General features: G+C 62.7%; 15 protein-coding genes, 2 tRNA genes and 1 CRISPR repeat array (1 of these 18 running past the window's edge). Of the genes, 9 read left to right on the top strand and 8 right to left on the bottom strand.

All coding sequences use genetic code 11. From position 1 onward, the window contains the following. Nucleotides 1–274: direct repeats of the CRISPR family, unit length 36 nt; unit sequence GTTGCCGTTGGCCCGTCTTCTCTGAACTGCTAGGCT; it begins 1,285 nt to the left of the window's first position. A gap of 72 nt (nucleotides 275–346) precedes the next feature. From cas2 to cas9, 3 genes are read right to left on the bottom strand one after another with little or no spacing between them, the layout of a single operon-like run. After that, a complete protein-coding gene (cas2, locus tag ASD04_RS17235) occupies nucleotides 347–712 on the bottom strand; it encodes a CRISPR-associated endonuclease Cas2 (protein WP_244488352.1) in 366 nt (121 codons plus the stop codon). Further along, nucleotides 693–1,622, bottom strand: a complete 930-nt coding sequence (gene cas1 / locus ASD04_RS17240; RefSeq protein ID WP_056259705.1) for a type II CRISPR-associated endonuclease Cas1 — start codon at nucleotides 1,620–1,622, stop codon at nucleotides 693–695. Before cas1 ends, cas2 begins: the two co-directional genes overlap by 20 nt. 55 nt (nucleotides 1,623–1,677) lie before the next feature. Further along, nucleotides 1,678–4,956, bottom strand: coding sequence for a type II CRISPR RNA-guided endonuclease Cas9 (gene cas9 / locus ASD04_RS17245; protein WP_082531318.1), 3,279 nt, complete (start codon nucleotides 4,954–4,956; stop codon nucleotides 1,678–1,680). A 478-nt stretch (nucleotides 4,957–5,434) separates the two neighbouring features. On the opposite strand from cas9, the gene ASD04_RS17250 reads away from it, so the two are divergent. From ASD04_RS17250 to ASD04_RS17270, 5 genes are all read left to right on the top strand, one after another. Further along, the gene (locus tag ASD04_RS17250; RefSeq protein ID WP_162245156.1) at nucleotides 5,435–6,304 is read left to right on the top strand and encodes a LysR family transcriptional regulator; all 870 of its coding nucleotides are present in this window, start codon (nucleotides 5,435–5,437) and stop codon (nucleotides 6,302–6,304) included. Nucleotides 6,305–6,399: 95 nt separating this feature from the next. Then, a complete protein-coding gene (locus ASD04_RS17255) occupies nucleotides 6,400–7,368 on the top strand; it encodes a tripartite tricarboxylate transporter substrate binding protein (RefSeq protein ID WP_056259709.1) in 969 nt (322 codons plus the stop codon). A 99-nt stretch (nucleotides 7,369–7,467) separates the two neighbouring features. Next, the gene (locus ASD04_RS17260; RefSeq protein WP_056259711.1) at nucleotides 7,468–7,983 is read left to right on the top strand and encodes a tripartite tricarboxylate transporter TctB family protein; all 516 of its coding nucleotides are present in this window, start codon (nucleotides 7,468–7,470) and stop codon (nucleotides 7,981–7,983) included. Nucleotides 7,984–7,986: 3 nt separating this feature from the next. Further along, nucleotides 7,987–9,489, top strand: a complete 1,503-nt coding sequence (locus ASD04_RS17265; protein WP_056259713.1) for a tripartite tricarboxylate transporter permease — start codon at nucleotides 7,987–7,989, stop codon at nucleotides 9,487–9,489. A 5-nt stretch (nucleotides 9,490–9,494) separates the two neighbouring features. After that, nucleotides 9,495–10,859 carry an adenylosuccinate lyase family protein gene (locus tag ASD04_RS17270; RefSeq protein ID WP_056259715.1) on the top strand — a complete coding sequence of 455 codons (1,365 nt, stop codon included), beginning with the start codon at nucleotides 9,495–9,497 and terminating at the stop codon, nucleotides 10,857–10,859. A gap of 37 nt (nucleotides 10,860–10,896) precedes the next feature. Here the strand turns inward: ASD04_RS17270 and ASD04_RS17275 are convergent, their stop codons facing one another. Genes ASD04_RS17275 through ASD04_RS17285 form a run of 3 tightly spaced genes read right to left on the bottom strand, consistent with a single transcriptional unit; the run spans nucleotide 10,897 to nucleotide 13,763 of the window. Next, a complete protein-coding gene (locus tag ASD04_RS17275; RefSeq protein WP_082531320.1) occupies nucleotides 10,897–11,715 on the bottom strand; it encodes a DeoR/GlpR family DNA-binding transcription regulator in 819 nt (272 codons plus the stop codon). Further along, on the bottom strand, nucleotides 11,712–12,728 hold the full coding sequence (locus ASD04_RS17280) for a hypothetical protein (protein ID WP_056259720.1): 1,017 nt from the start codon (nucleotides 12,726–12,728) through the stop codon (nucleotides 11,712–11,714). Before ASD04_RS17280 ends, ASD04_RS17275 begins: the two co-directional genes overlap by 4 nt. Nucleotides 12,729–12,770: 42 nt before the next feature. Next, a complete protein-coding gene (locus ASD04_RS17285) occupies nucleotides 12,771–13,763 on the bottom strand; it encodes an extracellular solute-binding protein (protein WP_156461310.1) in 993 nt (330 codons plus the stop codon). Nucleotides 13,764–13,891: 128 nt separating this feature from the next. Here ASD04_RS17285 and ASD04_RS17290 point away from each other — a divergent pair, with 128 nt between their 5' ends. Both ASD04_RS17290 and ASD04_RS17295 read left to right on the top strand, forming a co-directional pair. After that, nucleotides 13,892–14,956 (top strand): ABC transporter ATP-binding protein, encoded by a 1,065-nt coding sequence (locus ASD04_RS17290; RefSeq protein WP_056259723.1) that lies wholly within the window; start codon nucleotides 13,892–13,894, stop codon nucleotides 14,954–14,956. 5 nt (nucleotides 14,957–14,961) lie between these two features. Beyond that, entirely contained in the window at nucleotides 14,962–16,602 is a 1,641-nt protein-coding gene (locus tag ASD04_RS17295) for an iron ABC transporter permease (protein ID WP_156461311.1), read from the top strand. Nucleotides 16,603–16,691: 89 nt separating this feature from the next. On the opposite strand, the gene ASD04_RS17300 is transcribed toward ASD04_RS17295, so the two are convergent. Then, nucleotides 16,692–16,768, bottom strand: a tRNA-Pro gene (locus ASD04_RS17300). Between the two features lie 180 nt (nucleotides 16,769–16,948). On the opposite strand from ASD04_RS17300, the gene ASD04_RS17305 reads away from it, so the two are divergent. After that, nucleotides 16,949–17,023, top strand: a tRNA-Gln gene (locus ASD04_RS17305). A gap of 7 nt (nucleotides 17,024–17,030) precedes the next feature. Here the strand turns inward: ASD04_RS17305 and ASD04_RS17310 are convergent. Further along, nucleotides 17,031–18,023: a LacI family DNA-binding transcriptional regulator gene (locus ASD04_RS17310; protein WP_056259727.1), complete on the bottom strand. Its 993-nt coding sequence runs from the start codon at nucleotides 18,021–18,023 to the stop codon at nucleotides 17,031–17,033. 217 nt (nucleotides 18,024–18,240) lie between these two features. Here ASD04_RS17310 and ASD04_RS17315 point away from each other — a divergent pair, with 217 nt between their 5' ends. Beyond that, nucleotides 18,241–20,169 carry an ABC transporter substrate-binding protein gene (locus ASD04_RS17315; RefSeq protein ID WP_056259731.1) on the top strand — a complete coding sequence of 643 codons (1,929 nt, stop codon included), beginning with the start codon at nucleotides 18,241–18,243 and terminating at the stop codon, nucleotides 20,167–20,169. Nucleotides 20,170–20,198: the final 29 nt, after the last annotated feature.

Genomic DNA, 20,198 nt, shown 5'->3' on the forward strand with positions numbered 1-20,198 from the left:
TGCTAGGCTCGCGCACACAACATCCTCAATGCAGCGGTCGTTGCCGTTGGCCCGTCTTCTCTGAACTGCTAGGCTTGATGTTGCCTTTGTACTCCCGGCCCCAGTGTTGCCGTTGGCCCGTCTTCTCTGAACTGCTAGGCTCTTTTCGCTCATGGGCTGATCGGCTTCCCGGTTGCCGTTGGCCCGTCTTCTCTGAACTGCTAGGCTTAGCGCCTGACATGGCTCGATCCATTGAGCGGTTGCCGTTGGCCCGTCTTCTCTGAACTGCTAGGCTCGATGTTGGCCGAAATCTCTGTAAACACAGGAGATTTCGGTCACTTCGGCGTCTGGAAATTGGCGGCTGGACTTAGAAAAGTGCCATCTGGTCCGGATTTTTTCTCGCTGGGCGGCGGCCTTGATCCGAGAATCGCACGATGTTCTCATACTGCCGGTCGGTGAACTGGAAGATGTAGACATTGCCAAACTCCGGCAGCTTTGCACCGATCTTGCGGACGTAGGAGTCGAACTGCTCCTTGCCGTTGCAGAAGCGAAGATAGTTGGAAAGCTGGCTCATTTCAAAGCCAAGATCGAGCAGGTCGTGGCGGAATCGGTTGGCGGCCTTGCGCTGGGCCGGTGTCTCGACAGGCAGATCGAAGGTTACCAGCATCCACATGAATCGGTATCCGCTGAGGTGGGAAGGTTCGGCATTGGCCCTAAGTTCCCGCCGGGTCATCGAGGGCCTCCTCGCGCCGCTCAGCGAAGACAAGCCCGGCGGGCAAAGCGAGTCGGGCTTCGCCGGATTCGAAGCTGGTTGCCACCGAATGGACAAAGCGCTGCACGTGGACCGCAAGCGGCGAGACGATGTCGCCACTAGTCAGATCGAGCGTGGAAATGGCTGCCAGTTGCCGCTTGGTGTCTGGGTTGACCTCGGTGGCGCCTTCGGTGGCAAGGCGCCGAACCAATTCGTCGACGAGCGGGCGGTAGGGCTCCATCAGGTCGTCGGACAGGGCGAAAGCATTGGCGCGATTGGAATGAAAAACGCTGATGGTGGGGTGCAGCCCCGCTGCACAGATGGCGCGGGAGACGATCGCGCGTAATACCGCATAGCCGTAGTTGAGCAGGCCATTGAGGCCGGCTGCGTCTTGATCGCGCGAAAAGTCCGGGCCGAACAGGGCCTTCCAGTATCGCCGCGCCGCCTGCGCCTCCACATTGTCGGGATCGCCGGAACGAACCTTGCGGGCGAGCATGTCGAAAGCGCCGGCTTCGACGCCGCGGCGCATGAGAACGTCGCCCTGCATGCGGATTTTGCTGGCCACTATCCTGGCCCAAATCTGCTTGCCGAGCGGGCGGGTGGCCGCAATCTGGGCCCGCATGCGCGCCGCCTGCAGGTGATGCCCTTCCAGCGGCCAGACGCAGGCGACCGGCGCATGGTTGGTGCCGCATATGACCACCGGCACAGCGCGCTCGCTCAGCCGCGTGAAGACGCTATTGGACCAACTGGTGCCATGCGCATGCACAATCAATGCGCCAATATCGTCGAGTGCAATACGCCCGCGCTCCTCGCCGGCTTCGCTCACGGTCAAAAATCCGCGATGCACCGCCAGAAACAGGCCATCGGTTTCTATGTCGACTATCCGCTCCATGACGGCAACACTATGCCGCCGCTATTGAGCGCGAAATTTATTCCTTTATTTAGTGTTAACCGGCGTCGTTCTGCTTGCGCGCGTTGCGGCTCTCGCGGTCCTGCGGGCCTGGATCGAAGACACGTCCGGTCTCATCCACCCGTACCTGGCGGAGTTGTACATCCCGCATGGCGCCACCTGACTTGTAGAAATAGCGGAACCGGTCCTCTGGATCGGCATCCCGGCTCTTGAGCGCGCCGCCCTCCCGGTTACCGGCAAGCGCCATCTGTCCGCCGGCACTGAATTTCACGACCCGTCCGATGGTATAACCATCCTGGGGATGCTCATAGGCCACCATGTCGTTCTGGTGCAGGCTCAGCACCTTGCGGGCGGCGGGATTTTTGCTGCGGATTTCGGACTGCCAGTCGGGTCGATGGGCATTGAACATGCTCACCACCTCGTGGGTCCATTTGCCATTGGGCAATTCCCAGACGTCGTAGCGATAGTTGGCGTCGCCCTTGTAGCCCTTATAGGCCTTCCCGGCCTGGTCCTTTATGGCGATGACGCTGACCGGCTCGACCACGCGCACATGGCGGATGCCTTTATAGGGTCCGCTCTCGCTGAAGCGGGCGAGCGCGGCCGCCAGCTCGGCTTTGCCGGAAATGCCCGATATGGCGGCATAGAGCGCGTCGGCGAGCTGCCGATCGCGGATCGAGGGAATGTCTTTTTCGGTCAGGCTGGCGAACGGGACGCGGTGCACCATGATCGGCACGCCGTTCCGCGCTTCTCCGGTAAAGCCATAGGCGGTATCATTGTGCAACTGGCCGGCTGTCCGGCCCGGCTTACCTGGTTTGGGCAGCGAGCCGTGATCGGGCTTATGGCTGACCACGATGCGGTCGATGGCAGCCTTCACGTCGTCGTAAAAGCCCGGCCAGGGCGGCTCGATCTTGCCGATGGTTTCCTCGAGCGCCAGCGCCTCGCGCCCGCCTGCTACAGTCGCGATGCGCTGCAGCAGACGGCGGGTGGTCACCCCGACGACAATGGCGTCGATGGCGTGATGGCGGTGGTCGTTGCGATTTTTCTGATTGTGGTCGGAGATGATGGCGTTGAGGCCCCATTGCCGCCGCAACATCTCGGTCATCCTCCCCGGAATGACGCGGACATGGTTTCGGCGTGCGGGGCCGCCCCATTCGTCCGGTTCCTCGTCAGGATAAAGCGCGCCCAGATATTCATGCGCCAGGCGCGACAGATATTGGGTGTCGGTCAGCTGGCGGGCGAGAAAACTCTCATCGTCCTTGAATTTCTTCATCGCCTCGCGGCCGAAGCGCCAGGCCTTGTTGCGGGGCAGGCGCTCGGCCCGCGCCAGGATGTCGTCGTACCGATCATGCCATTGCGGCACCTCGGCAGGGGCGTGATTGCCCTTTTGCCTGTTGCATTCGACATGGCAGACGATGCGGTTGGCCTGGCTGTCATCGAGGGTTTTCGACCAGGGCAGGATGTGGTCGATATCGACCTGGTTGGAAAGCAGCGTGCCGATGCCGATCGCCTTGCCGCAATAGATGCATTCTCGGTTTTCGGGCTGCTTGAGGTTGAGATCTTCCCATAGCTTGAGCAGGACGCGGTTGTAGCCGTTGTTCGCGTGGCCAAGTTCCTCCAGCTTCTTTCCTCGTGCTTCCGCGGCCTTGGTGTTCCGCGCGATCTCCCGGTTTTTCTCGGCCTTCTGTTCCTCGTTGAGCTTGAGGTCGCGCGCCAGTTCCAGCGCGATCTGTTCGGGCCGGCCGTGGCGGCGCATCAGCACGTTGACGATGCGCTTGAGCTGGTTGAGCCCGATATGGACGGTGGGATTGGTCAGGCGACCCTTTTGCACGTCATAGGGGTCGGCGGGCTTGCCGGTGCCCGGCGGAATGCGCCGGCCCAGAACCTCCTGATAGGGTGGAAGCTCGCGCGCATCGGTCACGGCGCGCTGCAGGGCGGGGTTGTCGCCCCAGATATTATCCATGGCCTGCCGCTCGGTCAGCACCACGTCGCGCCCGGCATCGTCCTTGACGGTACCGTTTCTCAGCTCATCAAGCATGTCCCGCAGCGCCGTCTCACCCAGGCGGCCGTAGCCGGTCGGGAGTTTCGCGGCGGCAATGGCATCGATCCGGTCGGCGGCAAAGCCATAGCGCTCTTCGAGCCATGCCTTGACCTCCAGCGGGTCTTCGGTGTCGAGCAGCATCGCGACCACCGCCCAGCGCTCGGCCAGCGGCATGCCGATCCAGGCCTGGCCGAAGCGGTCCTTGTGGCTCATTTCGGCCGCGACCTCGTCGCCCTTGAGCTTGTCGCGGGCGTCGCTCTCCTTGTTGAAGCGGGTTCCGGTGGGCGCCTTGATTGTCTTGCGCAGCGCGGTGAAAGCCGAGGAGCGCTGTGTGCGCAACTGGTTGAACAGCCTATCGCGCTGGTCAGGCGTCAGCTTTTCGCGCCGGTCGCCACGATGGACGACTTCCAGCTCATTGAGCTCCTTGATCAGCCGGAATTCCTGGAACAGGGGATGCGCCTTGGGCAGGCGATCCTCATCCGGGTGGAAACTGCATTTGCCGACTGTCGGCCGTTTGAGAGGGCGCTGGAAAAACATCACCCAATGCAGGTGGTCGCGCCGTTCCTCGGTCAGCAGTTCGGGATAGAAGGCGGCCTGTGCTTCCCATATCGCGGCGAATTCGCGCTCGAGAAAGCTGCGTTCGGGATAAAAGCCATAGCCGTCCTCTTCCTTGTCGTCCTCGCCGGGGACGCGCGACGGGCGCACGCGCACCCATTTGCCAGCGGCATGCTGCTTATGCAGGAACTCGCCGAGGGTTCGTGCTCCTGCTTCATCGAGTTTTCGGCCAAGGCGCGAAATAGCCGAGGCGATCTTGCCCTGGTCGTTATCGCGTTTGTCGGTCTTGCGGTTGGATTTGAAGCCCCGCCGCTGGTTGAGGTGAAACAGCGCGCGCCCCAGTTGATAGAGCGGCAGTTTTTCGTCCAGCGCGCGGGCCCGCAGTGCATAGACATTGCTGGCCACTTCCCCGAAACGCCGGTCATTGGTTTCGGCCACCAGCGCCTTGCGCGCCGCTTTGGTCGCCGGCATCAGGCCGAATTCGGTCAAGGTGTTGAGCACCGTTCGGCGGCGGCGCTTATAGCGGTCGCGGCGGCGCGACATGCCGCGCGCAATGCGGCGCCCCTCGGCCAGCGAGGTGCCGGACTTGGGCTCGCGCCCATCGGCATAGATGCGCACGCCAGCCTCGATGATGCCGACAGGCTCGCCCTGTTCGTCGAGACGCAGGGCGGCCCAGCCGATGGAATTTGTGCCCTTGTCCAGTCCAAGAGAATACGATACCAACGAGCCCTCCAAACACTTATAAGTTTGATGGTAATCAAGTTGTCTTATAAGGAATAATTAGGTACGTAAAGAAATATGTTGCCTATGGGTCGGCTAAGGGTTACGGCTAACGGAATTGCCAAAGAGGCAGTGATCGGGATTGGCGTCCAAACCCATACCCCGATCACTCATCCAGACCCGGATGAGTCCTTGAGTAGCATAGGCGCAGGGTCCACACCAGCGCCGCTCCTAACCTGACTGTGCTCACAATGGTAAGCAAGTAGTCTTGTAGTTGCCGTCGGAATGCTTTGGACTTGAACTGACGTGGTTTTTCTGGCTTTGTGCTAGGACTGCCTAGCAGTTCAGAGAAGGCGGGTCGGCTGTTAACAAGCGAAAGCTCGTAAGGCTGAACGCACCAAATAAGGCCCTCGCTCCGGCGGGGGCTTTTTGGTTTGGCGATCCGGGGGGCATGGTGGCGAGGCGGCTGCCAGAGGGGTTCATGCGGGATATCAGGCTTTCGAGTTTGCGGATTTGCCTTGAGGTTCTGCGCCGCCAGAACCTGACGGCAGCAGCCCAGGCTCTCAACATGACGCAGAGTGCGGTCAGCAAGAACGTTCAGCAGGTCGAGGCGCAACTGGGCGTGCCCCTGTTCGAGCGGAGCAAGGACGGCGTCATTCCCTATGACAATGCAAGGATATTCCTGTCGCGCATTGCCGAGGGCATCGGCACCATCGATGCCGCAGTCGAGGCCTTTGTGAGTTCGCAGGGCTCGGGCACGCTGAGGATCGTGGCGCCGCCCATCATTGCCCAGCGCTTTCTCATTCCGTTTCATCACGACCTGGTGGCCCGGCACCCGGACCAGGAACTGGTCTTTCGGGTACGGACGGCGCCCGGCCAGCGCTATGCCGATACCGATGCCGAGATATTCTTCAATGGCGGCGGCAGTCCGCCGCCATCAGCGCAGTGGCTGATCGGCGATCGCTTCTGGGTGGTCGCGCATCCCTCGATCGCCACGGCGGACCTGGCGCTGAGGGATATCGTCACCTATCCGCTGCTGCAGCATGTGAAGGTGGAGGCCGCCTGGTTCCAGCTGGCAGAGCGGCATGGCATCAGCCTCTCCGCGACGCGGTTTCACTATTATGAGCAATATGGCCTCATCATAGATGCCGCCCTGCAAAAGCTCGGCATTGCGATCGTGCCGCGCTTTCTCGTTCGCGACGCCGTGCAAGCGGGCCAGCTGCAGCGGATCGGCGAGGAAATCGTCTTTCCGGAAATGGGCTATTACTATCAGCTCGTGCGCCACGAAAAGCTCTCGGTGTCCCGTAAATTCTTCACCTGGCTAAAGGAGATAGCGGACGCGCAAGCCTGACTATTCCAGATTGGAATGGATAGCCGCCCAGTTTTCGCTGCCCTTCCGGGAGGATGGGTTGCTAAGGGTGGCTGGATAACCAAGGGAGGAAATCAATGTTTCGCTTGCATTCCGCGCTCGGCACCGCACTGGCCGTCCTGATGCTCGGCCAGCCGGCCATCGCGGCCGATTGGCCGACAGGCACGGTCACCATCATCGTCCCCTATACGCCGGGCAATATCACCGACATCGCCGCCCGCATCGTCGCCCAGAAACTTCAGGAAAGCACCGGCCAGTCCTTCATCGTCGAGAACAAGCCCGGCGCGAGCACGCAGATCGGCACCGCCGAGGTGGCACGGGCCGAACCGGACGGGCAAACCCTGCTGATCACCGGCGCGGGCTTCGCCACCAACCCTGCACTGTTTGCCGAACTGCCCTATGATACCGACAAGGATCTGGTGCCGGTTGGCCTGGTCGTTTCCAACCCGCTCGTGCTGGTGACGGCGGCGGACAAGCCCTATCCCGACTTCGCCAGCCTGGTGGATTTCGCCAAGGCCAATCCGGGTCAGCTTACCATGGCATCAGGCGGCAATGGCACGCTGTCGCATATGGCCGAAGCGCTGACCGCGCTCGTCACCGGCACCGAAATGATCCATGTGCCCTACAAGGGCGGCAGCGCCGCCGCCACCGACACGCTGTCGGGCCATGTGGACTCGATGTGGGACAATCCCAGTTCGGCCATGCCCCAGATCGAGGCCGGCCGCATTCGCGCGCTTGCCGTGTCGAGCGCGCATCGCAGCGACGCCTTCCCCGATGTGCCGACGGTGGGCGAGTTCGGTTACGGCAACTTTGAAGTGATCAACTGGTTCGCCATGTTCGCGCCGGGTGCGACCGATCCCGAACTGCTGGACACCATTCATGACCAGGTGCAGGCGGCGCTTGAACAGCCTGACGTGCAGGAGCGCTTCGCCAAGGACGGCGTCACCGCCGGCGGTCCCTCGCGGTCCGAGTTTGCTGCCTTCGTGGCGAGCGAAACCGAAAAGTGGGGCCAGATCATCCGCGACAACGGCATCCACGCCGACTGACCCGAGCCTGGTGCGAGGCGGATGGATTGCCCGTCCGCCTCGTCCGCTTCGCGCCGGCATCCGCCGGTGAGCCAACATCCCTCTGGAAGGCCATCCGCTATGTCCGGTAGAGCAGAATACAAGCCAGGTGGCAGCGCATTCGCCAGTGAAATCCTGCAGCGCAAGGATTTCTGGTCGGCAGTGCTTTACGTCACGCTCGGCATCGGCACGATTATCGCGTCGCTGGGCTACGAGTTTGGCAGTCCATCCAATATGGGACCGGGCTTCTTTCCCATCATACTGGGAGCGATGCTCGCCATTATCGGGGGCGTCATCGCCATCCGCGTCTTCACCACAACTGATGGAAACCCGGACATGAGGCTGGGATTCATCAACTGGAAGGCGCTGGCGCTGGTCTCCGGCTCGACCGTGCTGTTCGCGCTGCTGCTGCCCTATTCCGGGGTGTTGATCGCCCTTCCTGCCCTGATGCTGGTGGGAGCGGCGGCCAGCCGCCATTTCCGCATCGAGCTGCGCGCTGTCGCCGGCATGCTCGTCCTCAGTGCGGCCTGTGCGCTGGTCTTCGTCGTGGGGCTCGGCGTGCCGATGCCTTTGCTCGGCTCGCTGTTCGGAGGCTGACCCATGGACATCTTCGCCAATCTCCTGATCGGCCTGCAAACGGCCGGCAGCCTTACCAACCTGCTCTATTGCTTCGTCGGCGTGTTTCTCGGCACGGCCATCGGCGTGCTGCCCGGCCTGGGTCCGACTGCGACCATCGCCATCCTCTTGCCGATCACCTTCACCATGGGGCCGGAAAACGCCCTTATCATGCTGGCCGGCATCTATTATGGCGCCCAATATGGCGGCTCGACCACCGCCATCCTGGTCAACCTGCCGGGCGAGCCCTCCTCGGTCGTCACGGCTATCGATGGCTATCAGATGGCGCGCAAGGGCCGCGCCGGAGTTGCGCTGTCGACGGCTGCCATCAGTTCCTTCATTGCCGGCACCATCGCTACGCTGCTGATCGCGCTTTTCGCGCCGATCCTGGGCGAGGTGGCGCTGAAGTTCGGTCCGGCCGAGTATTTTTCACTGTTGAGCCTGGGGCTGGTAGCCGCGCTGGTGCTGGCGCATGGCTCGCTGCTTCAAGCCTTCGGCACGGTCATCGTTGGCCTGCTGCTTGGCCTGATCGGCCCTGACGTGAATTCGGGCGTGCAGCGCTTCACTTTCGGCATAACCGGCATGCAGGACGGCATCAGCTTCGTCATCGTCGCCATGGGCGTGTTCGGACTCGGGGAAATCGTCGCCAATCTGGGCGATGAGAGCGGCCGTTCGGTGTCCGATGGGGCGATCAGCAAGATGCTGCCCAACCGTGAGGACATCCGGCGCATGGCCGCGCCGATCATCCGGGGTACGGCGCTAGGCTCACTGCTGGGCATATTGCCCGGCGGCGGGGCGATGCTGGCCTCCTTTGCCTCCTATACGGTCGAAAAGAAGCTGTCCAAATTTCCCGATGAATTCGGCAAGGGCGCCATCGAAGGCGTTGCCGGGCCGGAAGCGGCCAACAATGCCGGTGCCCAGGCCGCCTTCATACCCATGCTCACCCTGGGCGTGCCCTCCAACTCCATCATGGCGCTGATCATAGGCGCGATGATCATACAGGGCATCCAACCCGGCCCCTCCGTCATGATAGAGCAGCCCGCGCTATTCTGGGGTGTCATCGTGTCGATGTGGATCGGCAACCTGATGTTGCTGGTGCTGAACCTGCCGATGATCGGGCTGTGGGTGCGCATGATCGGGATTCCCTACCATTTCCTGTTCCCGGCCATCCTGGTGTTCTGCGCCATCGGGGCCTTCAGCCTGAGCAATTCGACTTTCGATGTCTTCCTGCTCGCTGCCTTCGGTGTGGTTGGCTACGTCCTGCGCAAGCTCGATTGCGAGCCGGCCCCGCTGCTGCTGGGTTTCATCCTCGGGCCCATGATGGAGGAAAACCTGCGCCGCGCCCTGATGATCAACCGTGGCGATGCCAGCGTGCTGTTCACCCGGCCGATCAGCTGCGCGCTGCTGGTTGGCGCCATCGCCCTGCTCGTCATGGTGCTGCTGCCCAGCATCAGGGCCAGGCGCGACGTGGCCTTCCAGGAAGAGTAAATGCCATGAGCCTCGCAGCGACTGCTCCTGGCCTGCTGACCCAGACCACCGGCTACCGGCGCGCGTCCAATGTCTTTGGCGAAGCCGGAACAGTCGACGCCTATCTTCGCGTCGAGGCTGCCCTAGCCGAGGTGGAGGGCGAACTCGGGGTGATCCCGCGGGAGGCGATCGCGCCCATCGTCGCCGCCTGCCGCCGCGAGAACCTTGACCTCGATGCGCTGCGCGAAGCCGCCGCCGTCGTCGGCTATCCGATCGTGCCGCTGGTCGCAATGCTGGCCAGCAGGGCAGGCGAGAGCGGGCAATGGGTGCATTTCGGCACCACCACGCAGGATGTCATGGACACCGCGCAAGTGCTGCAAATGCGCGAGGTTCTGAATATCACGCTGGCCGATACGGCACGGGTGGAACGCCTGCTGGCCAGGCTGTGCGATCTGCACCGGCGGACGCCGATGGTGGGCCGTTCCAAGTTGCAGCACGGCGTGCCGATCTCGTTCGGCTACAAGATTGCCGTCTGGCTCGACCAGATATTCCGGACGCGCATCGGTCTCGCCCGGGCGTTGGAGGAGGCGTCGGTGCTGCAATTCGGGGGCGCGATGGGAACCTTGGCTTCATTGCGCGCCGATGGCATGGCGGTGCGCCGCCGGCTGGCCGAGCGCCTGTCATTGGTGGAACCCGACATTTCCTGGCATGCGAGCCGCGACCGGATGGTTGCCCTGGCCGGCGCCGTCGCGGCGCTGCTGGCCGCGCTTGCCAAGGTTGCGGTCGATGTGGCCCATCTCATGTCCACGGAAGTCGGAGAAGTCCAGGAACCGGCCGCGGCGGGGCGCGGCAGTTCATCAACCATGCCGCAGAAGCGCAATCCCGTGATCTGCGAGGCGATCATCGAAGCGGCGCGCAGCGTACAGCATGTCCCTGGCGTGCTGTATGGCACCATGCTTCAGGAGCACGAGCGCGGTATCGGGCATGGCTACCGCGAGCGCGCCGCCCTCAGCGATGCCGTCCAGCATCTGTCCGGCGCCGTATCCCTCGCCGAGGAAATGCTGGCGGGGCTGGAGGTTGATGCGGGACGCATGGACCGAAACCTGAAATTGACCAATGGGCTGATCCACACCGAGGCGATGATGATCCATCTGTCGGACCGGATCGGCCGCATCGAGGCGCATCGCGTGCTCCACGAAATATCGCACCGGGTAAGCCAGACCGGCACGGACCTTGGCACTGCCTTGTGGGAGGTTGCGGGGGCCGAGCTTCCCGAACGGGTACTGGATTTCCACTCCCAGGTGGAAGCGGCCCAGCAGATGATCGATCGCGTACTCGAAACTGTTTCCTTCCTGGGACCGAAGCCCGAGCCCGGTCTGGCTCCGGACTAACGATCCATCGTACCGTCTGTGCCGCACCAGACCGACGCTAGGCCAGGGCAATGACCCGTGTATGATCCAGGACCGACGGGTCGTCAAAACGCGCGGTCGGGTCTCCGTTGGTGATCAGCACATCGACATCGGCGAGTTGCGTCACGACATGGGGCGCACGCCGCTCGAACTTCTCGTCATGGGCCACCAGGATGACCTGCCGCGCATGGGGCAGGATGGAGCGGACCAGATCGACCTCCATCGGATCGAATTCCTGCACAGTGCCGTCGCGATCGATGGCACTGGCGCCGATCACGGCCACATCGAATTTGAAGCGCTGCCGGCTGTCGTCGGCCAGCGTCAGCACGGAAGAATCCTTGTTGCGCACATAGCCGCCATAGACATAGACCGTCGCGTCGGTCTTGAGGGCGCAGGAGTGGGCCACCTCGAGGTTTGGCGTGGCGATCAGCACGCCGGGGTGACGCGCCAGAACTTCGTGCAGGCTGTCAAATGTCGTGCCGAGCCCGACAAAAGTGGTGGCGCCTGGAACGAGGAATTCCTCCAGCGCCAGGACGAGCTGGCGCTTCACCGCGACCTGAATGCTGTGGCGCTCGTCATGGGTATGGTGCGCGACGCCCGGCGAGGCGAAGGCGCCGCCGAAACCCTTCTGCAGCAGACCCTGCAGCTCGAGCGTGCGAAGGTCGCGCCGGATTGTCTGGTAGGTGACGTCGAAGCGGGCGGCCAGTTCGGCAACCGAGGCCGCGCCATTCGCGCGCACAGCCTGAAGGATTGCCTGCCGCCGCTCGCCCGCCCGACCGGTTTCGGGCGGCGCCATTCCAGGCCCGGCGCCCACCCCGGGCGCGGTTTCGCCGCTCATTTTAGGCGCACACCCAGATAGCTGCGGTCGTCCGTCAGTTGCGTGGACGTGGTCCCCTTGGTGCTCATATAGCGGCCGATCTTGTGAAAGTCTTCGGCTTCGACGTCCTGAAAGGCGGCTTCCCAGGACGCCACGCCGAATCCGGTGCCCGGTTTGAAATAGCCATCCGAGAATAACTCGATTGTATGGATGTCGGCCAGCGGATAGCTGCGGGTTTCCACGAAACGACCGGGCACGGCGAAGCCATCGATGCCGCCATAGCCCAGCACGGGTTCAGTGACGTTCTGAAATTTGCCTTGCCCGTGGGAAATGCCGTGCTGGATCAGCAGCAGCAATTCGCTTTCCGGCACGCCGGGCAGGTGCTCCCTGCTCGCTGACAGGGCCCTGGCTTCGATTGCCGCCACCACGTCGCCATTGGCCGTCACACTGTCATGCGGCTGGTTGCGTGTCCCCTGCCAGGTCATGGACCCGGCAAGGCGGTCGCATTCGTCGGTCGGCTTTCCGAGGGCCTCGAAGTAGCGCCAGGTCTCGCGACGCAGGATGGCGGTAACGTCGTCCAGCGGCTTGAGCACCTGCAGGGTGTCCTTGCCGTTGACGCGAATGCCGCTGTCGCCGACGGCGACGATTTCAAGCCGATCGCCGATCAGCATGGCGGCCATAACGGTGCAGCCGCCGCGCAGCTTCCAGTCAGCCTCGACCGCCGCCAGGGCACCATGGGCGGCATAGCCGGCATGAATGGCCTTGCCGAGATAGTCGACGAAATGCTCGCCGCCCTGGAACTGCAGTTGCGGCTGGTCCTTCTGGCCTTGCGCCAGGAGAAATATCTCGATGGCCCGCTTGACGGTGCGCGAGGCGAACTGCCCCGAGAGCATGCCGCCATAGCGTGTGCCGTTGCGGTCGGTTACGCCGTCGATGACGGCGTAACCGAGGTTTGGCATGACCACGAGGCTGTCTTCGTTGGTCTCCGGATGGCCGAACTTCTTGCCCAGCGAAAATGCTTCAAGCTGCCTCATCTAGTCCTGCTTTGGTCGTGTGTCGTCAAACCTGCTGCCGGCCTATTCGCCGATGGCAGTCCGCCATTCGGCCAGCACGGCTTCGGCGCCGCCGAAATCGCTCAGCGGCTTGACATTGACCAGGGTCAGGTCAGCCAGATCAGGCGTGCCCGCGGGACCGGCGACGTCGATGCGGACGGAGCGGCGGCCGATATCCATGGCCAGCTTTTCCTGGGTCGACTTGGACATGGCCCAGTCGATGAAGGCCTTGCCGCCTTCCGGATTGGGCCCGCCCTTGACCAACGCTACGCCATCGGGCGTTGCCGCGGTGCCGTCGGTCAGGTGCACGATGGAGATGGGTGCGCCGCCCTGGACATATTCGAGTGCATTGTCCTCGAGCGTCAGGCCCATCGAGGTTTCGCCATCGGCCACGAAGCGCGGCACGGCGCCCGAGCTGTCGGTGAACACGAAGTTCTTGGCGATCTCTGCATACTTGGCCCAGCCCTCGTCACCGAACACGGTCAGCACGGTCTGCAACTGCTGCATGGCCGAGCCCGAGCCATCGGCGCGGGCGCTGGCAATCTGGCCGGCCCATTTGGGATCGGCGAGTTCGGCCCAGGTCTTGGGTGCGCTGTCGAGCGGCTGCAGGTCGGTATTGACCGCCAGAACGTAGACCACGGCCGTATAGGGCGTCCAGGACGGGTCCATGACGAACTGCGGGTCGATCTTGTCGAATTCGGGCGGCGTGTAGGGCTCGAGAAGATCCTTGAGTTCGGTGAGCTGGCTGCCCGAAATCGACCAGATGACGTCAGCTGCCGGGGCGCCGGCTTCGGCCTGCGCGCGCTTGGCGATGTCGCCCGAGCCGAGCTTGACCACTTCGGCCTTGAGGCCGGTTTCCTGCTCGAAGATCGGCAGCAGCGTATCGACGATCGACGACTTGTGGGCAGTGTAGATGACCACGGTGCCATCCTGGGCGAAGGCCAGCGAGGTCATGGAAGTGGACGCGATCAGCGCAGCGGCAGACAGAGCCAGAAATGTACGTTTACGAATGTTCACTTGAGTCCTCCCGTTCGATTTCGATCAATCCAAGATCGATTTGATCCTGAACCACGCCGAAAATTGTTGCAATACGAAACTTTGTCGGTGTCATATGCACCAACAGCGCTCGCAGGGGGAACGACGCAATGAGCTACCTGACGGTCAGCAACGCCACCAAACAGTTCGGGCAGAGCTTCATGGCGCTCAATGGCGTGTCTGTCGCGGTGGAACGCGGCGAGTTCTTCACGCTGCTCGGGCCGAGCGGCTGCGGCAAGACCACATTGCTGCGATCGATTGCCGGCTTCAATGACCTGACTTCGGGCGAGATCACCCTCAACGGCGCCAACCTGCGCGTCGTGCCCCCGCACCAGCGCGATATCGGCATGGTGTTCCAGGACTATGCGGTGTTTCCCCATCTCAGTGTATTCGACAACGTCGCCTTCGGCCTCAAGCCGCGCAAGGTCCCGGCTGCCGAGATCAAGACCCGCGTAACCCAGGCGCTGGACGCCGTCCGCCTCGGTGCCCTGGCAGACCGCCTCCCGGCCGCCATGTCCGGTGGCCAGCAGCAGCGCATTGGCCTCGCCCGCGCCATGGTGATCAATCCGCAGCTGCTGCTGATGGATGAGCCGCTGTCCAATCTCGACGCCAAGCTGCGCATCGAGCTGCGCGAGGAAATCCGCGATATTCAAAAACAGGTCGATATCGCCACGATCTACGTGACGCATGACCAGGAAGAGGCCCTGGCCATTTCCGACCGCATCTGCGTGATGAATGCCGGCCGCATAGAGCAGGTTGGCACGCCGCAGGACATCTATGGCAACCCGCAGACGCGATTTGTTGCCGAGTTCGTCGGCACGCTCAATCTCTTCAATCCCGGCGCGGCGCTTGATGCGATGCTCGGGCATCTCGGGCTGTCGGCCGCCGGCGCCGCGGCATGGGCTGTCCGTCCCGAACATCTCGGCCTGATCGCGTCCGGTGCCACCGCGCCGGCCGATGCGGCAGTGCTCGACGGTATCGTGACGAAGTTTACATATCTTGGCCGCGAGGCCCATGTCGGGGTGGAAACGCCGGCCGGTAACCTCGTGGTGCAATTGGCCAATCCGGGCATGGCGGCGAGCCGGGCTGCCGGGGAAAAGGTGTCCGTCGTTGTTCCGCAAAGCGCTCCGATGGCCTTCGATGCCGAGGGCCAGCGCCTCGGCCGGAAGGGGTGACCGCCATGCCACGCTTCAATTTCTGGACCGTGGTGATGATCCTCACCTGGCTGCTGCTGTTCGTGCTGCTGTTCATCCCGGTCGGCTCGGTTCTGGTTTCGAGCTTCTATGACCAGAGCGGCAATCCGACATTCGCCAATTACCTCAAATTCCTGGGTGAACCGCGCTTCCACCAGGCCTTCGTCAATACGCTGGTCGTCGGCTTCGGCGGGCTGCTCGGGGCGCTGCTGCTCGGCTCCATCATGGCGTTCTGCGTGTCGCGCTTCGTCATCGGCGGTGGCAGGTTCGTGTCGCTGCTGGCCATCCTGGCGCTGGTATCGCCGCCCTTTATCGGGGCCTATTCGTGGATCGTGCTGTTTGGCGCGGGCGGGGTGGTGCGCGGCTTCCTGCGCGACCTGGGCATCAACATGCCGCCCATCTACGGCGTTGGCGGCATCCTCATCGTCTTCTCGCTCAAATTCTATCCCTACGTGTACCTGATGGTTTCGGGGGCGCTGAGCAACGTCAACCGCTCGCTGGAAGAAGCCGCCGAAGGGCTGGGCCTGACGCCGCTGCAACGCACCTTCAAAATCTCGTTCCCGATGGTGTTTCCGGCGCTGACCGCGGGCGGATTGCTGGCGCTGATCCACGCCATTGCCGATTTCGGCACACCCCGGCTGCTGGGGCGCGGCTACAACGTGCTGGCGACCGAGGCGTTCACGCTCTATTCGGCCGAAGTGGGCTCGAACATGTCGATGGCCACGACGATCAGCGTGATCCTGATCCTGGTGTCGATGGTCTTCGTCATGCTGCAGCGCTACATGTCGCGCCGCAACGTCTACCACGGCAACATGATCAACAAGCCGAGCCGCATCCGGCTCAAGGGCTGGCGCAATGTGCTGGCGCATTTCGCGGTCTATTTCATCGGCCTGTGCGGGGCCATGCCGGTCATCATCTCGGTGATCTATTCGTTCCGCAAGACCAGCGGTCCGGTGTTCCAGAGCGGCTTCGCGCTTCAGAGCTACGAGCGCATCCTGTTTAATCTCGGCGACGTGGTGCGCAATTCGCTGACCTTTTCGATTGCCGCGGTGGTGCTTATCGTCATTGTCGGCACCGTGGTCGGCGTGCTGGTGGCGCGCCGCACCAACTTCAACACGGCCCTGCTCGATGGCGCCTTCATGGTGCCCTATGTGATGCCCGGCATCGTCATCGGCATCGCTTTCATCGCGGCATTCAATACCGGGCCCATCGTGCTGACGGGGACCGCGACGATCATCATCCTCTCGGTCTTCATCCGGCGGCTGCCTTATACGGTGCGCACCACCGCCTCGTCGCTGCGGCAGATATCGCCCAGCATGGAGGAGGCGGCAGTGTCGTTGGGCTACAGCCCGTTCCAGGCTTTCCTGCGCATCACCGTACCGCTGATCGTGCCGGGCATCATTGCCGGTGGCATGCTCAGTTTCGTGACGGCGATCAACGAACTGTCGTCATCGCTGGTGCTCTATGTGGGCAGCACAATGACCATGCCGGTACGCATCTACCTGCTCATTCTCGATGGCGATTTCGGCACCGCCGCGGCCCTGTCGACAGTGCTGCTGGTGCTGAGCGGCTGCGCCGTCTACATCGCCTTCCGCTTCATGGGCCGCAACGAGCAGGCTTTGCTTTAGCTACGGGTTCGCGCGGTTGGCGTCCGGCCTCTCCAGTTCTGACTCTGCCGGCATAAAAAACCCCGACGTCCGCAGACGCCGGGGTTGATTGGTCGGAGTAGAGTGATTCGAACACTCGACCCCCTGCTCCCGAAGCAGGTGCGCTACCAGGCTGCGCTATACTCCGTCAGGAAGGCGACACGGGATTTGCTGGCAGCGGGCCGGTTTTAGGGCGCGCGCTGCCTGTCGCGATGGGCCGGGTTATAGCTGCGGTTGCCGTCCCGTTCAAGCGCTTAGAGCAGGGTTTTTACCGGTGTTGTGGCCGTGTTGCGAAGCCCGGGCAAACCGTGTAGGAACCGCGCCACGTTGGGGTGTCGCCAAGTGGTAAGGCAGCGGTTTTTGGTACCGCCATTCCCAGGTTCGAATCCTGGCACCCCAGCCAATCACTGCTAACGCTGCGTGCCCGCTGGACGGATCGCCACCGAGGCGCGTTCCACCAGTTCGGGCACCAGCATGACGCGCTGTGGCGGCAATTGGTGCTTGCCGCTGTTGATCCGCTCGACCAGCAAACGAAACGCGGCGACGCCCATATCGGCGCCGGGAAGCCGAACGGTGGTGAGCATGGGCGAGATTTGCCGGGCGGCGGCGAAGTCTCCGTAGCCGACCACCGAGATATCCTCGGGAACCCGGTAACCCATCCGGTGCAGTTCGGAGATAACGTGCACGCCCAGGCCATCATGGGCGCAGAACAGGGCAGTGGGCATCTCGCCCTCCGCCTTGAGCGCGAGGAAGGCGCCGGTAAAGCCCTCGTCTTCGTACTGTATTTCGCAGACGCTGGCATCGTCCTGCGGCAGCAGCGCCTCCCGCAGTCCGAACAGGCGCTCCATGCGGCCGCGCAGCACCCGCGCGCCGTGCACGAAGCCAATGCGGCGATGCCCCTTGGACAGCAGATACTGGCCGATGGCATTGCCGGCCTCGTGATCGGCGCCGGCAACCTGGTCGACCGGCTCCAGCGGCAACACCCAGCCCAGGCGAACCACCGGCTTGCCGGAGCGCCTTACGGTATCAAGCGTCTCGGGCTCATGCTGGCCGACCAGCACGATGCCGGAACTGACCCTGACGATATTGCCGACCTGCTCGGCCTGCCGCGTCCAGTGGATCTGCACCTCGTAGCCCGATCGGGACGCTTCGGTCTGGATGCCGTTCTGCATCTGCATCCACAATTCGCTGTTTACCGGATCGTGGTCATTGAAGACGATGTGGATGGCGGGTCGCTTGGCGGCGCCGTCCACGGCGCGCAGATAACCCAGTTCCACCGCCTTGCCGTTGATCCTGTCGCGCGTCTCGGCGCTGACGCCACCCTTGCCGGCGAGCGCCCGGGATACGGCGAACTTGGAGACGCCCAGATTGTCCGCAATGTCCTGCAGCGTGACTTTTTTCATCGGTCCACCATGATTTTGTTAGGTTCTATCACATCAATTGGTTTGCGCAATGTTTTGTAGTGAAATTCGATTAAGTATCGAATAATCAATATGTTAGCTATTAGAAATCCACACCGTAAACGTTTTTGTAAAATATGTTGACCTAACAATCGTCGCTTGAAAGGCTTGCGTTAGCCCGAAGAGCGCTGCGTTAGGTGCCCGGGTGCAGGAGGAATTCATGACCCTTATCAGTCGCAGAGCATTTCTGGCCGCCACCGGTGCGGCCATGATCCTGCCGGCCATTCCGGCTTTCGCCCAATCCCAGCTCAAGGAGGCTCCGGCTTTGGCCGAAGCAGTGGCGGCCGGTACCCTGCCGCCGGTCGCCGAGCGTCTGCCGGTCAATCCCATGGTGGTCCAGCCGCTCGAGAGCGTCGGCACCTATGGCGGCGATCTGCGCACGGCCCTGGTGGGTGGCGGCTCGCTCAACATGATGCATCGCTACCAGGGCTACGAGCCGCTGGTGCGCTACACGCCCGACTGGACCGGCGTCATCCCCAATGTCGCCGAGAGCTTCGAGGCCAATGAGGATGCGTCCGTCTATACGTTCAAGCTGCGCGAGGGCCACAAATGGTCCGACGGCCAGCCCTTCACCACCGACGACATCATGTTCTTCTATGAGGATGTGCTGCTCAACGAGGAGCTGACGGTCAGCCCGCCGACGCCTTTGCGTACGCTCGATGGCGGCACCGCCAAGTTCGAGAAGGTGGATGAGACCACGTTCCGCATCGTCTTCCCCGAATCCAATGGCCTCTTGCCGCTGCGCCTGGCCTGGGCCAATGACGACCGCTCGACGCGGGCGCCGCGCCATTACCTCGAACAGTTCCACATCAAGTACAATCCCGATGCCGACAAGCTGGCGACCGACCAGGGCCTGACCGGCTGGGTGCAACTGTTCCAGATCAAGAGCGGCATCGCCGTGGACGGCGAAATCTTCAAGAACAAGGACATGCCGACCCTTTACGGCTGGATGATCACCCAGCCCATCGGGGAATCGGCGGAATATTCGATTGCCGAACGCAATCCCTACTATTTCAAGGTCGATACAGCGGGCAACCAGCTCCCCTATATCGACCGGCTCACCTATGCCGTGGCGGCCGATAACGAGGTGCTGCTGCTGAAGGCCCTGCAGGGTGAGATCGACGTGATCGACCAGTGGATCTGCACGCCGGCCAACCGCGCGGTGCTGTTCGATGGCAAGCAGGCCGGCGGCTACGATTTCTATACAACCACCTCCACCGAACCCAACGAGATGGTGTTCCAGCTCAACCTGACCCATGTCGATCCGGTCAAGCGGGCTTTGTTCCAGAACAAGGATTTCCGCATCGCCCTGTCCCACGCCATCGACCGGCAGGCGGTGATCGATACGGTGTTCATCGGCCAGGGCGCGCCGGCCCAGCCGGCCATTCGCCCCGAGGACCCGCTCTATAACGAGCAATTGGCCACTCAATACACCGAGTTCGACCTGGCCAAGGCCAATGAGCTGCTCGACACCATCCTGCCCAACAAGGATGGCGAGGGCTACCGGCTGATGGAGGATGGCAAGCGCCTCACCATCATCTTCGAGATCGACCAGGTGCGCACGACGTTCGTGGATTCCTTCCAGCTCGTGCTGCCCATGCTGCGTGCCGCGGGCATCGACACACAGATGCGCACCATGGACCGTTCGCTATGGGAAGTGCGGGTGCGCCAGGGCGGGGAATACGACGCCACGGTGCACAAGTTCGGCGGCAATGGCGGCATCGCGGCCATTCTGGATCCGCGCTACTTCTTCCCCAACACCACCGAGGCCATGTACGCCAAGGGCTGGCAGATCTGGTACAATGATCCCACCTCGCCCGACGCGGTCGAGCCGCCAGAAGCCACCCAGCAGCAGTTCGCGCTCTATGACGAACTGCGTCAGACCGGGGACCAGGCCCGTCAGCAGGAACTGATGGCGCAGATCCTGCAGATCGCCGCCGATCAGTTCTACGTTTTCGGCGTGACCCTGCCGCTCAACGGCTATGGCATCGTCGCCAACCACATCCATAACATGGCCAAGTCCATGCCCAATTCCTGGGGCTATCCGACGCCGGCGCCGACCAACCCGGAACAGTATTTCATCAGCTGACCCCTCCCAACGTCAGCACTGCGCGCCGG

The sequence above is a fragment of the Devosia sp. Root436 genome (assembly GCF_001426345.1).
Lineage (GTDB): Bacteria > Pseudomonadota > Alphaproteobacteria > Rhizobiales > Devosiaceae > Devosia.